Here is a 12,890-nt window from a genome sequence, read left to right on the forward strand (position 1 = left end):
GGCTCAGATCGCCTTGCGCAGCGAGTAACCGCGCGGGGTGGCGACGAAGCCCGCCTCCTGCAGGGCGGTGGCGAGCGCCGTGCCGTAGACGCCGTCTCCGTCGACCTTCTCGACCGTGAGGGTGTCGAGGCGGCGGGCGCGCGATGTCGCGGCCAGGTCGGCGGCGGCAGCGCGCAGCACGTCGGGGTCGTCGCTGAACGACAGGACCGTCTTGCCGCCGCGCTCGAGGTACAGCACGAGCGAGCCGTCGACGAGAACGACGAGGCCGCCGGCCTTGCGACCCGGTCGGTGCGACACGTCGGCCCGCTTGGGCCAGCCGAGCGCGGCGCCGTACGGGTTCGCCGGGTCGGTCGCCGCGAGGGTCGACGCGGTGAGAGGCGGCGGGTCGGCGAGGCCGGCGAAGGTGCGGAGCCGGTCGACGGTCGCGGAGGCTGCGAACTGGGCGGCGCCGAGCTTCTCGATCACGTACCCTCGGCGGCAGTGACCGGCCTCCTCGAATCCCGCCAGCACCCGGTAGGTCTGGGCGAAACCGCCGGGAACGCCCTCGCTCTGCACGGCGCCCCTCGTCACGACGCCGTAGCGGTCGAGCAGGAGCCCCGCGGTGACGGTCGCGCGGCGCGCGGCATCCGTCTCGATCGTCGGCAGGAGTGACCAGCGCCCGCCGACCGATGCCGGTCGCGGCGTCGAGCGGGCGAGCGACATGCCCCGGTACGCGCGGGTGCGCGGGGCGCGGCGCGTCACCCGGTGGGCCTGCGAGCCGCCGGCGAGCAGCGACCGGATGGGAGCGAACGTGTCGTTGGTGACCCGCCCCGACCAGGTGAGCGACCAGAGGGCTTCGAGCACGGACTGCTCGTTCTCGGCCCCCGCCATATCGCGGAGCTGCGAGGCGAAGTACGCGCCTCCCGCGCTGAGGGCGTCGAGCACACGGGCTTCGAGGGAATCCGCGGCGATCTCGTCGTCGGGCTCGGGGAGCGTGAACGGCGCGAGGTCGGCGGGGTGCAGCGACACCCACCCGTCGCGACCCGGGAGGGTGCCGTGGCCCGACCAGATCACCTCGCCCGCCGCAGTGAGCTCGTCGAGCAGGGCGGGGGAGTAGTCGCGCACCCGGGAGGGGAGCACGAGGGACTCCCAGGCGCTCGCGGGCACCGGCACTCCGGCGAACTGCTCGATGACCGTGAGCACGCCGTCGAGGCCCTCCACAGGGCGATTGAGGTGCTGCCAGTCCGGGAGGAAGCGCGCGTACGCCTCGGGGGAGACCGGTTCGACGCTGCCGCGGATCGCGGCGAGCGAGCGCATGCGCAGCCGCCGCAGCACCTCGGTGTCGCACCACTCCATCTCGGTGCCGGTGCCGGAGGCCTCCGGCAGGAAGTAGCCGCTCGTCAGACGTCCGGCGTGCTCGAGCCGCTGCAGGGTGTGCCGGGCGACCGCGGCTCCGATGCCGAGGCGGGTGGCGAGGGCGTCTGTCGTGAAGGGGCCGTGGGTGCGGGCGTACCGGGCGACGAGGTCGCCGAGTGGGTCGGCGAGCGGCTCGAGGAAGGCGACGGGGATGCCGGTGGGCAGCGCCGCGCCGAGGGCGTCGCGCAGTCTGCCGGCGTCTTCGATCCCTGCGATGCGGGTCGCGCCGGCGATGGTCACGGGGATCGCGCGTCGCGCGGTGACGAGGGCATCGAGGTGCGCGGCGGCCTCCTCCCGCGTCGCGTGCGCGGGCTCCCGCGTCGCAGGGGCGGCGGGGGCAGTCTCTGCGGTCGCGGTCGCTGTCTCCGTCGCTGGTTCGAGACGGAGGGCCACCTCATCGGCACCCATCGGTCCGAGCATCCGCAGCAGGTCGGCGACGCCCTCGAGGCCGCGCACGCGACGCTCGGGGTCGAGGCGCTGCGCTTCGCGTTCGAACTGCGCGATGACGGCGGGGTCGAGCAGTTCGCGCAGCTCGACCGTGCCCAGCAGTTCACCGAGCAGCGCCGGGTCGACCGACAGCGCGGCAGCGCGGCGTTCGGCGAGCGGCGAGTCGCCCTCGTACATGAACGCGCCGACGTAGCCGAACAGCAGGTCGCGGGCGTAGGGGGAGGGCTGGCCGGGCTGGGTCTCGACGAGACGGATGCTGCGGTCGGCGATCGAGGTGGCGAGACGGCGCAGCGAGGGCAGGTCGTAAACGTCCTGCAGTACTTCGCGGAGGGTCTCGAGGATCACCGGGAAGGTCGGATGCCGCCGTGCCACCTCGAGCAGCTGGGCCGACCGCTGCCGCTGCTGCCACAGCGGCGTGCGACGGTTGGGGTTCGTGCGCGGCATGAGCAGCGCGCGCGCCGCGCACTCGCGGAAACGGGAGGCGAACAGCGCGGAGCCGCCGACCTCCTGCGTGACGAGCTGTTCGAGCTCGTCGGGGTCGAACACGAACAGCTCGGCACCGGGCGGCTCCGACTCGGCGTCGGGGAGCCGGACGATGATGCCGTCGTCGCTCGCGACCGCCGATCCCTCGACCCCCAGACGCTCGCGGACGCGGGCGTTGATCGCGAGCGCCCACGGCGCGTGCACCTTCATGCCGTACGGCGAATGCAGGATGACCCGCCAGTCGCCGACCTCGTCGTGACCGCGCTCGACCGTGAGCGTGCGGTCGGTGGGGAGCGTGCCGGTCGCCTCGCGCTGCTCGGTGAGATGCGCCATGAGGTTGGCGCGGGCCTGCTCGTCGAGTCCGGCGTCGATCAGTCGCTGGGCGGCCTTCTCGGGGCTCGCCGACGACACTTCGCGCGAGAACCTGCCGAGCGCCTCGCCGAGCTCGAACGGGCGGCCGATGCCGTCGCCGTGCCAGAAAGGCACCTTGCCCGGCTGGCCGTAGGCGGGGATCACGTTGACGCGGTCGTGCGTGATCTCGGCGATCCGCCAGCTGGTGGTGCCGAGGGTGAACACATCGCCGACGCGGGACTCGTAGACCATCTCCTCGTCGAGCTCGCCGACACGCGCGCCGGTGCTCTCGCCCGCGACGAAGACCCCGAAGAGTCCGCGGTCGGGGATCGTGCCGCCGCTCGTGACGGCGATGCGCTGCGCGCCCGGTCGACCGGTGAGCGTTCCCGCGTCGCGGTCCCACACGAGTCGCGGCCGCAGCTCGGCGAACTCGTCGGAGGGGAAGCGCCCGGCGAGCAGGTCGAGCGTCGCCTCGTACGCCGACCGGGGCAGCGACTGGAACGGGGCGGAGCGTCGGACGGTCTCGAACCACTCCTCGACGCTGATGGCGCCGAGCGCGCTCGCCGCGACGGTCTGCTGCGCGAGGATGTCGAGCGGGTTGCGCGGCACCTGGATGGCCTCGATCTTGCCCGCCAGCATCCGCTCCGTGACGATCGCGGTGTGCAGCACGTCGCCGCGGTGCTTGGGGAAGAGGGCCGCGCGGCTGATCTCGCCGACCTGGTGACCGGCTCGACCGACGCGCTGCAGGCCGGAGGCCGCGGACGGCGGGGCCTCGACCTGGATGACGAGGTCGACCGCGCCCATGTCGATGCCGAGCTCGAGGCTGCTCGTGGCGACGACGCAGCGCAGCACACCGGATTTCAGCTCCTCTTCGACCTGGGCGCGCTGCTCCTTCGAGACGGAGCCGTGGTGCGCCTTGGCGAGCACGGGGTCGGCGCCCGCGGTGGCACCGGCCTGCGCCATCATGCCCGCCGGGACGGTCGCCTCGGGGAGGGGGACGCCGATGCGCTCGGAGTAGATCTCGTTCAGCCGACCCGTCAGACGCTCGGCGAGGCGCCGCGAGTTGGCGAACACGATCGTCGAGCTGTTCTGCAGGATGCGGTCGACGATCGCCTCTTCGACGTGCGGCCAGATCGACCCCGTGACCTCGGTGTACTCGGCCGAGCCGTCGTCGTCGGCGGACGCGGCGGCGCCGGGCGGCGGAGGCGGGTTCGTCATGTCGTCCATGGGGACGACCACGCCGAGCTCGAAGGTCTTCGACGCCGGGGGAGCCACGATCTCGACCGGTGCCGCGCCGCCGAGGAACCGCGCCACCTCGTCGATCGGCCGCACCGTCGCCGAGAGCCCGATGCGCTGGGCGGGTTCGTCGTGGCCGTGGGTCTGGCGGAGCGCGTCGAGTCGTTCGAGGCTCACGGCGAGGTGGGCGCCGCGCTTCGTCGCGGCGACCGCATGCACCTCGTCGATGATCACCGTGTGCACATCGCGCAGCGTCTCGCCCGCCCGGCTCGTGAGCATGAGGTACAGCGACTCGGGTGTCGTGATGAGGATGTCGGGCGGATCGGCGACGAGCTTGCGGCGGTCGCTCGACGTGGTGTCGCCGGACCGCACGCCGACCGTCACCGCGGGCGCGGACATGTTCAGCCGTCTGGCGGACTGCCCGATCCCGATGAGCGGCGACCTCAGATTGCGCTCGACGTCGACGCCGAGCGCCTTCAGTGGGGAGATGTAGAGGATGCGGGTGCGCGACGCCTCGGCATCCCTCGGCGCCTTCTTCTTCCCTGCCGTGCCCTGCGGCTTCGTGCCCTGCGGCTGCGGGCCCCGGGGCTGTGCCGCCTCTGTCGCGATGCGCTCGCGGAACACGCTGTCGATCGCCCAGAGGAACGCCGACAGCGTCTTGCCCGAACCGGTCGGAGCGACGACGAGGGCGTGCTTGCCGGCCGAGATGGCCTCCCACGCTCCCGCCTGCGCGGGGGTGGGCGCGCTGAACGCCCCGCGGAACCAGTCCTGGGTCGCGGGGGTGAAGCGGTCGAGCACGTCGTGTGCTGAGCCCGTCGAAGCGTCGCTCATCCCTCCATCATCACCCGGGCCACCGACATCGGCCTCCGGATTGTCCGACCCCCGGAGCATGCTGTAGGCATGGCGTCGCACACCACCGATTACCGCTCCACGTTCATCGAGGTCGCCGAGGACTGCCCGACGGACCATGCGCAGGAGCCGCCCGAGGGCGACACGCCCACGATCGCCGCGCTGCACTACCGGCTGATCACCGAGAAGCCGTACGGGCGCACGTCCGACGACGTGATCTTCGCCACCCATGCGCTGCGACAGGGCATCGACCCCGACGACGAGGCCGCGCGGGAGGCCTTCTTCGCGAAGGGGCAGCCGTGCCTGCGCTCCTCTCCCCTGGGCAAGCGCTACGGCTGGGGCATCGACCACGACGCGGAGGGGCGCGTCGCCCTCGTGGCGCGCGAGTCCGAGGAGTATGCGCTCCGTGCCGCCGACCCCGCGCTCGCCCACACGAGGGCGATGCGGAGCCGGCGGGCCTGAGCGCGGGCGTCGCGCTCCGCGTCACTCGACCTGCTGCAGCATCCCGTCCCCGGTGATCTCGAGCGTGAGGTCGAGGTCCAGCCGTGCGAGGAACGCGTCGTCGTGACTCACGACGAGCACCGCGCCCCGGTACGCCTTCAGGGCCTCGACGAGCTGGTCGACGGTGTCGATGTCGAGGTTGTTCGTCGGCTCGTCGAGCAGCACGAGGTGCGGGGCGGGGTCGGAGAGCAGCAGCTTCGCGAGCGCGACGCGGAACCGTTCCCCGCCCGACAGCGCGGCCACCGCACGGTCGGCCGTCGCTCCGCGGATCAGGAACCGGGCCAGTCGGTTGCGCAGCTCCTTCTCGGGAACGTGCGGTGCGGCATCCGCGATGTTCTCGAACACCGACCGCGTCTCGTCGAGCCCGTCGACCCGCTGCGGCAGGTACCCGACGCGATCCGTCAGCGGTAAGGCCGTCAGCGGCTCCCGCACGCGGTGGTGCACGAGATCCTCGAGCAACGTCGTCTTGCCGGCGCCGTTCCGTCCGATCACCGCGACCCGTTCCGGGCCCTGCACGACCCAGGAGCGCTCGCCGTCGCCGATCTCGACGATGCGGCGGGTGCGCGACACCTGCGGATCCGGCAGCTCGATCTTCATCGACGCGTCGGAGCGGATGCGCCGCCCCGCCTCGTCGAGCGATGCCCTGGCCGCTTCCTCCTTCGCACCGACCTCGGTGCGGAGTCGACCGGCCGACACCTCGGCGGCCATCCGCCGACCGTGCGCGATGATCTTCGGCACCCGCTTCTCGATCTCCGCCTTCTTGGCGGTGCGAGCACGGTGCGCGAGCTTGACCTCCGCCTCGATGCGCTGGCGCTTCTCCTTGCGGAACTCCTGCTTCGCGGTCGCCTCGGCCTGCCGAGCGGACTCCTGCTCGGCGTCCAACCAGGCGCGCCACTCGGAGTACGGTCCGCCGAACACGCTGAGCGTCTGCGCGTAGAGCTCGGCCGTGTCGTCCATGAGCTCGAGCAGCGACAGGTCGTGGCTCACGACGATGAGCGTGCCCTTCCAGGCGCGCACCATCGCGGCGAGCCTCGTCCTCGCCTCCCGGTCGAGGTTGTTGGTCGGCTCGTCGAGCAGCGTGATCGGCGCTCGACGCAGACGGATGCCGGCGATCGCGACGAGCACGGCCTCCCCTCCGGACAGTTCCCCGACGCGTCGGTCGAGGAACTCGGGCGCGAGTCCTGCATCGGCGAGAGCCACCTCGGCGCGCGCCTCGATGTCCCAGTCGTCGCCGACCGCATCGAAACGGGCCTGGTCGACGTCGCCGGCGCTGATCGCGCGCACCGCGTCGAGTGCTTCCGCGACGCCCAGCAGATCGGCTACACGGCGGTCGACGTCGAGGGTGAGCTGCTGCGGCAGGTACGCGACCTCGCCCGTCGTCGAGATGGTCCCGGACGTCGGTTCGAGCTCTCCGGCCATCAGCCGCAGCAGTGTGGACTTGCCTGCGCCGTTGCGGCCGACGAGGCCGGTGCGGCCCGATCCGAAGGAGCCCGACACGGAGTCGAGCGCCGTCGAGCCGTCGGGCCAGGTGAAGGTCACGCGGTCGAGCGTGACGGATGCATGAAGGGTGGGGGTGGTCATGGGGTCTCCTGTCGAGTGCGGGGTGCACTGACACCGGGTCGCCCTGCTCCCGGAACGGGATCCCCGAGGGGAGACCGCGAGGAGCGGCGTCCGTCGGAACGACGGAGGGCGATGGTCGGCCGTGGAGTCGGCGATCGTCGGGTCAGCGCGCGGATGAGAGAGCGCGGAGGCGACGATTCAGATCAAAGGACTTCCAGACACGGCGGACAGGACTCCCTGACGATACCCGGGCGTGTCGCGACGGCGCAACCCCGGGCGTGTCGCACCGGCCCGACCGGCGTCCTTCGGACGGGGGATGCCGGATGTCAGCGAGGTCCGTACCGTGGAGGCATGGCAGATCGCGAACCCAGTCCTCAGGAGATGCGCACCCGACTCGGCCTCGGCGCCGGCCTCGCGGTCGGCATGGGCATCGGGGTCGCACTCGGCGTCTCCCTCGACAACTGGATCCTCGGGATCAGCATCGGCGTGATCATCGGCCTGTCGCTCTCGGTCGCGATCGGCCAGGCGCCCTGGGGGCGCCGGAGCGCGCCGGCCGACGATCCGGTCGGCGACCCCGACGATCGGACGGACAGCGAGGATCCGACCCCGCGCTAAGCGCCCGCTGTCCGTGTGCGGTCGACCCACTTGTCGAGGAAGGTGCGCACGTCGCCGAGCTCGTCCTCCGAGATGCTGTGCGTGAGCCCCGTGTACACGCGCCCCGACAGCTCGGAGTGCGCGGGCAGCCACTCGGCCGTGTGCGCGACGAGGGCGGCGGGGATGACGTCGTCGTTCGTCCCCCGCCCCCAGAACACCGGCGGCCGGAGCTCGGCGAGCTCGACGTCGCGAGGCAGCTCGCCCGGGGCGGCGTAACCGCTGAGCGCCACCACGGCGTCGACCTTCTCGGGCGCGAGACGCAGAGTCTGCAGAGCGACGGCGGCGCCCTGCGAGAAGCCCAGGAGGGCGACGGATGCGGCATCCTCCCGCTCCGACCCGAGCCAGTGCAGGAACGCCTGCGCGGCCGCGGTCACGGCGGTCGAGCTGCGGCCGTCGAGACCCTCGATCGGGTACCAGGAGCGGCCGGGCATCGGCCACGGCGGCGCCAGCGGGGCGGCGACGGATGCCACGGCGATGCCCTCGGGCAGATACGGCACCAGCCCGAAGAGGTCGTGCTCGTCGGCGCCGTAGCCGTGCAGCAGCACGAGCAGCGGCGCATCCGTTCTCTCGCCCGTCGACCAGCGCGTGAGCGCGCCGTCGAGCCTCAGTTCCTCGCTCACCCCTCCATCCTGCCAGCGGGGTCCGACGTCGGCACGGGCGGCTGCATGCCGGTCGTCACTGTCCGCCCGTGGAGGCGGCTGGTAGAAAGGACACATGGCCGTCCGCACACCTGATCCCGAACCAGAACCCGACGACGGCATCGGCGGGTTCGGCGACGCGAAGCCCCCGGCGCCCGATGCGAACCCGGGGTGGCTGAGCGAGTTCGAGCTGGAGGAGGCGCGCCGTCGCCTGCCCATGCTCTACGTCGAGGCCATCCCCGTACGCACCGACGGATCGGGTCAGGTCACCGAGATCGGCATCCTGCTCCGGTCCACTCCGCTCGGCGAGATCACCCGCACGATCGTCTCCGGTCGGGTGCGGTTCGGCGAGACGATCCGGGACGCGCTGTTCCGTCACGTCGAGAACGATCTCGGACCCATGGCCTTCCCGCTGCTGCCGCCGCAGCCGCTGCCGTTCACGGTCGCCGAGTACTTCCCGATCCCCGGCGTGAGCGCCTATCACGACGACCGCCAGCACGCGGTCTCGCTCGCCTTCGTCGTGCCGGTGACGGGCACGTGCGAGCCGCGTCAGGATGCGCTCGAGGTGACCTGGTTCTCGCCCGAGGCGGCGGGCTCCGACGCCGTCGCCGCCGAGATGGAGGGCGGCCGCGGCACCCTCATCCGCCAGGCGCTCGCGAACCTCGGCCTGCTGCGCTGACCGGTCCGCCCCGACCCGCGCCGCGCTCCTGCGCCGCGCTCAGGCGGTGGTGAGACGCGCGAGCTCGGCGACGAACGCGTCGACGTCGGCCTCCTCGGTGTCGAAGCCGCACATCCATCGGACCTCGTTGCGCGCGGCATCCCAGTCGTAGAAGCGGAAGCTCTCCCGCAGGCTGTCCGCGATGCCGTCGGGCAGGGCCGCGAAGACGCCGTTCGCCTGGGTCGGCTGCGTGAAGGCCACGCCGGCGATCGATCCGTCGGCGATGCCCGCCTCGATGGAGCCGCGCAGGCGCTGCGCCATCGCGTTCGCGTGCCGGGCGTTGCGCAGCCACAGGTCGCCGTCGAGCAGCGCGATCAGCTGTGCCGACACGAAGCGCATCTTCGACGACAGCTGCATGTTGAACTTGCGCGAGTACGTGAGTCCGGTCGACGCCTCGGGGTTCAGCACCGCGATGGCCTCGCCGAGCATGGCGCCGTTCTTCGTGCCGCCGAAGCTCAGCACGTCGACTCCCGCGTCGCGGGTGAAGGCGCGCAAGGGCAGGTCGAGCGCGGCCGCGGCGTTCGAGATGCGGGCGCCGTCGAGGTGCAGCGTCATTCCCCGCTCGTGGGCGTGGTCGGCCAGGGCGCGGATCTCGTCGACCGTGTACAGGGTGCCCAGCTCGGTCGACTGCGTGATCGACACCACGAGCGGCTGCGCGCGGTGCTCGTCGCCCCAGCCCCAGGCCTCGCGGTCGACGAGCTCGGGGGTGAGCTTGCCGTCGTCGGTGGGCACGGCGAGGATCTTGAACCCGCCGATGCGCTCGGGAGCACCGCCCTCGTCGACGTTGATGTGGGCGGAGGATGCCGCGATCACGGCGCCCCAGCGCGGCAGCATCGACTGCAGCGCTGTGACGTTGGCCCCGGTGCCGTTGAAGACGGGGAAGGCCTCGACGCCCTCGCCGAAGTGGGAGCGGAAGACCTCCTGCAGACGCTCGGTGTAGGCGTCCTCGCCGTAGGCGATCTGGTGCCCGCCGTTGGCCTCCGCGATGGCCGCGAGGACCTCGGGGTGGACGCCGGAGTAGTTGTCGCTGGCGAAGCCGCGGATCGCGGGATCATGCTGAATGCTCACCGGTCAAGCCTAATCGGCGCCGCAGATGCCCCTACCCAATGTCGGAGGGGAGTCCTACCCTCGGAGCCATGGAACGCACAGCCGCCCAGCGGGCCTTCGCGAACGTTCTCGTCAACACGCTCATCGCCAACGTGACGACGAGCTTCCTCTGGTTCGCGCTCACGTTCTGGGTCTACATCGAGACCCAGTCGGTGCTGGCCACGGGCATCATCGGCGGTGCGTACATGCTGTTCATCGCGTTCTTCGCGATGATCTTCGGCACCATCGTCGACCGGCACCGCAAGCACACGGTCATGCTGCTGTCGAGCGTGATCTCCGCCGCGGCGTTCCTGGTCGCCGGCGTGCTCTACGTCTGGCAGCCGGAGTCCGCCCTGCTCGACCTCGGCGGGCCGTGGTTCTGGATGTTCTCGCTCGTGATCCTCTTCGGCGGCGTGATCGAGCAGCTGCGCAACATCGCGCTGTCCACGACCGTGACGCTGCTGGTGCCGGAGGAGCGGCGGGCCAACGCCAACGGGCTCGTCGGCACGGTGCAGGGCCTGGCCTTCCTCGTCACGAGCGTGTTCTCCGGGCTCTCGATCGGATTCCTCGGCATGGGGTGGACCCTCGGCATCGCGATCGTGGCCATGGTTCTGACCTTCGTGCATCTGCTGTTCATCCGCATCCCCGAGGGGGCGCCCCAGCCCGATCCGAACGCGCCGAGCGCGCTCGACTTCCGCGGAAGCGTGGCGGCGATCAGGCTCGCCCCCGGGCTCTTCGCGTTGATCGTCTTCTCGACCTTCAACAACCTCATCGGCGGCGTCTACATGGCGCTCATGGACCCGTACGGGCTCACGCTGTTCGACGCGCAGATGTGGGGCTTCGCGCTCGCGTTCTCGTCGACGGGCTTCATCATCGGCGGGGCGCTGGTCGCGAAGTTCGGTCTCGGCGCGAAACCCATGCGCACGCTGCTGCTCGTGGTCATCGCGATGGGGCTGCTGGGCTCGCTCTTCATGCTGCGCGAGTGGTGGCCGCTGTACGTGCTGGGCATGTGGGTGTACATGGCTCTCGTCCCGCCCGCAGAGGCGGCCGAGCAGACGGTGATCCAGAAGGTGGTCAGGTACGACCGACAGGGGCGCGTGTTCGGGGTCGCGGCGGCCATGGAGGCAGCGGCAGCGCCGATCACGGCGTTCCTCATCGCCCCGATCGCGGAGTTCCTGATCATCCCGTACATGGACTCGCCCGCCGGTCAGCGCCAGTGGGGGTGGCTGCTGGGCGAAGGCGACGCACGCGGCATCGCCCTGATCTGCCTCTTCGCCGGACTGATCATGGTCGTCGTGGGCGGCCTCGCCTTCCTCACGAAGTCGTACCGCAGGCTGACCGACCTCTATGCGAACGCTCCGGAGCAGGATCCCCAGGGCGACGCGAGCCACGCCGCTGATGCGGGGGAGACGACGACGGACGGGGACGCCACGGATGCCTGGGCGTCGACCGATGCCGGTGGCTCGACGGATGCCGGTGGCTTTACGGATGCCGGTGACTTGGCCGATGCCAGTGGCTTGGCCGAGACCGGAGCCCTCGTCGACCCCGTGTCAGCGCGGGGAGGGCGCGCCTCGGCCGAGGACGCGGTCCCTCCGGAGCGGGACCGTGGCGCGGACTGAGCTGAGGGAACACGGGGACGGCAAGGCACCGGAGCCCTTCCCCGGCCTTCGGATCGTGCCGGCGAACGAGGCGCGCTGGGACGACCTGCAGACGATCCTCACCGGCACCGCCGGTCGCTGCCAGTGCGAACGGCAGCGGCTGGGCGACGGCGACTGGTGGCATATGCCGGTCGATGAGCGCCGAAACCTGCTGCGCAGCGAAGCGCACTGCGACGACCCGCGCGCGACCGAGACCATCGGCCTCATCGCCTCTCTCGATGCCGAGCCGGTCGCCTGGTGCGCGGTCGACCGGCGCAGCGTCTACGGGCGACTGCGCGGCTCGTCGGTGCCGTGGAAGGGGCGCGACGAAGACGCAGGCGATGAGCGGGTGTGGGCGGTGGTCTGCCTGATCGTCCGACCCGGATTCCGCGGTCGCGGCCTCACGCACCCCCTCGTCGCCGCGGCTGCCGAGCACGCACGCGAACGGGGAGCCTCAGTGATCGAGGGATACCCGATGCTCACGGGCGGGTCGACCGTGTCCTGGGGTGAGATGAACGTCGGATCGGTCGGGGCGTTCACAGCCGCGGGCTTCGTCGAGGTGAGCCATCCCACCACGCGCCGCGTCGTCATGCGTCGCGAGTTCTGACGGCGACGGCACCGCGACATCATCCCCGGGGTGAGGCGACGTCATCCCCGGGTGAGGCGGGGTGCGGCGGCTCAGAGCTCGATGATCCGGTCGTTCAGGGCGTCAGCCTCGGCATCCCACAGGGCGGTCACGGCCGGTGCCAGCGCGTCCGCATCCAGCGCCTTCGCCCGGAAGATCACGGAGGCGGCGCGCAGAGGCCCCCCGGCATCGCGCGCCGCCTTCGTGAACCCCTGCGCCACCGCGCGTCCCCAGGCTTCACTCGCGGCCTTGACCGCGACGTAGTTCGCTCCCCCGGCGAGCGGGCGGGCCACGGCCGTCGACGACACGAGCGCGAAGCGCCCGGTGTCCGACACCTTCAGCAGTCCCTCGAACGCGCGACTCGTGGCCCGCACCGCCTCGAAAGCGGGAAGGAGCGCGTGCAGATCCTCGTCCGACTGCCCGGCCAGGCCGCCGCCCCCGCGCCAGCCGCCCACGAGCGGGATCACACCGTCGACGGCCTCCAGGCCCGACGCGAGTCCGCTCATCTCCGTCAGGGACGTGGCGTCCGCGACCACGGTCTCGGCGCCCCGCTCCCGCAGCGGCGCGAGCCGGTCATCCGATCGACCGGTCGCGATCACGCGGGCACCCGCTGCGACGAGCGACGTCGCCACGGCGAGGCCCGACGCACTCGTGGCTCCGGCCAGGACGATGGTGCGGCCATCGACGCTCATGTGATTCCCTTCGCGGAC

Annotated in this window: 10 protein-coding genes; 5 read left to right on the top strand and 5 right to left on the bottom strand. The window is 71.7% G+C overall.

Features of this window, described 5'->3' with window-relative positions:
* Positions 1–3: 3 nt before the first annotated feature.
* Positions 4–4,743 (bottom strand): ATP-dependent helicase, encoded by a 4,740-nt coding sequence (locus tag RAC69_RS05935; RefSeq protein WP_375085851.1) that lies wholly within the window; start codon positions 4,741–4,743, stop codon positions 4–6.
* 69 nt (positions 4,744–4,812) lie between these two features.
* Here RAC69_RS05935 and RAC69_RS05940 point away from each other — a divergent pair, with 69 nt between their 5' ends.
* Entirely contained in the window at positions 4,813–5,223 is a 411-nt protein-coding gene (locus RAC69_RS05940; RefSeq protein WP_375085853.1) for a DUF6157 family protein, read from the top strand.
* Between the two features lie 21 nt (positions 5,224–5,244).
* On the opposite strand, the gene RAC69_RS05945 is transcribed toward RAC69_RS05940, so the two are convergent.
* Entirely contained in the window at positions 5,245–6,843 is a 1,599-nt protein-coding gene (locus tag RAC69_RS05945; protein ID WP_375085855.1) for an ABC-F family ATP-binding cassette domain-containing protein, read from the bottom strand.
* A gap of 330 nt (positions 6,844–7,173) precedes the next feature.
* Here RAC69_RS05945 and RAC69_RS05950 point away from each other — a divergent pair, with 330 nt between their 5' ends.
* Positions 7,174–7,437 (top strand): hypothetical protein, encoded by a 264-nt coding sequence (locus tag RAC69_RS05950; protein ID WP_375085856.1) that lies wholly within the window; start codon positions 7,174–7,176, stop codon positions 7,435–7,437.
* Here RAC69_RS05950 and RAC69_RS05955 read toward each other — a convergent pair.
* Entirely contained in the window at positions 7,434–8,096 is a 663-nt protein-coding gene (locus tag RAC69_RS05955; protein WP_375085857.1) for an alpha/beta hydrolase, read from the bottom strand. The genes RAC69_RS05950 and RAC69_RS05955 overlap by 4 nt on opposite strands.
* Before the next feature lie 94 nt (positions 8,097–8,190).
* Here RAC69_RS05955 and RAC69_RS05960 point away from each other — a divergent pair, with 94 nt between their 5' ends.
* Entirely contained in the window at positions 8,191–8,793 is a 603-nt protein-coding gene (locus tag RAC69_RS05960) for an NUDIX hydrolase family protein (protein ID WP_375085859.1), read from the top strand.
* 39 nt (positions 8,794–8,832) lie between these two features.
* Here the strand turns inward: RAC69_RS05960 and RAC69_RS05965 are convergent, their stop codons facing one another.
* On the bottom strand, positions 8,833–9,900 hold the full coding sequence (locus tag RAC69_RS05965) for a threonine aldolase family protein (protein ID WP_375085860.1): 1,068 nt from the start codon (positions 9,898–9,900) through the stop codon (positions 8,833–8,835).
* 68 nt (positions 9,901–9,968) lie between these two features.
* Here RAC69_RS05965 and RAC69_RS05970 point away from each other — a divergent pair, with 68 nt between their 5' ends.
* Both RAC69_RS05970 and RAC69_RS05975 read left to right on the top strand, forming a co-directional pair.
* Entirely contained in the window at positions 9,969–11,537 is a 1,569-nt protein-coding gene (locus RAC69_RS05970) for an MFS transporter (RefSeq protein ID WP_375085862.1), read from the top strand.
* A 55-nt stretch (positions 11,538–11,592) separates the two neighbouring features.
* Entirely contained in the window at positions 11,593–12,162 is a 570-nt protein-coding gene (locus tag RAC69_RS05975; RefSeq protein WP_375085864.1) for a GNAT family N-acetyltransferase, read from the top strand.
* Positions 12,163–12,233: 71 nt separating this feature from the next.
* Here the strand turns inward: RAC69_RS05975 and RAC69_RS05980 are convergent, their stop codons facing one another.
* The gene (locus RAC69_RS05980) at positions 12,234–12,872 is read right to left on the bottom strand and encodes an SDR family NAD(P)-dependent oxidoreductase (RefSeq protein ID WP_375085866.1); all 639 of its coding nucleotides are present in this window, start codon (positions 12,870–12,872) and stop codon (positions 12,234–12,236) included.
* Positions 12,873–12,890: the final 18 nt, after the last annotated feature.

It is taken from the genome of Microbacterium sp. LS_15 (assembly GCF_041954735.1).
In the GTDB taxonomy this organism is placed as follows: Bacteria; Actinomycetota; Actinomycetes; order Actinomycetales; family Microbacteriaceae; genus Microbacterium.

What these genes read in the sequence shown, in the direction of transcription:
- RAC69_RS05935 (WP_375085851.1), bottom strand. Translation starts at nt 4,743, where the DNA reads ATGAGCGACGCTTCGACGGGCTCAGCACACGACGTGCTCGACCGCTTC.
- RAC69_RS05940 (WP_375085853.1), top strand. Translation starts at nt 4,813, where the DNA reads ATGGCGTCGCACACCACCGATTACCGCTCCACGTTCATCGAGGTCGCC.
- RAC69_RS05945 (WP_375085855.1), bottom strand. Translation starts at nt 6,843, where the DNA reads ATGACCACCCCCACCCTTCATGCATCCGTCACGCTCGACCGCGTGACC.
- RAC69_RS05950 (WP_375085856.1), top strand. Translation starts at nt 7,174, where the DNA reads ATGGCAGATCGCGAACCCAGTCCTCAGGAGATGCGCACCCGACTCGGC.
- RAC69_RS05960 (WP_375085859.1), top strand. Translation starts at nt 8,191, where the DNA reads ATGGCCGTCCGCACACCTGATCCCGAACCAGAACCCGACGACGGCATC.
- RAC69_RS05970 (WP_375085862.1), top strand. Translation starts at nt 9,969, where the DNA reads ATGGAACGCACAGCCGCCCAGCGGGCCTTCGCGAACGTTCTCGTCAAC.
- RAC69_RS05980 (WP_375085866.1), bottom strand. Translation starts at nt 12,872, where the DNA reads ATGAGCGTCGATGGCCGCACCATCGTCCTGGCCGGAGCCACGAGTGCG.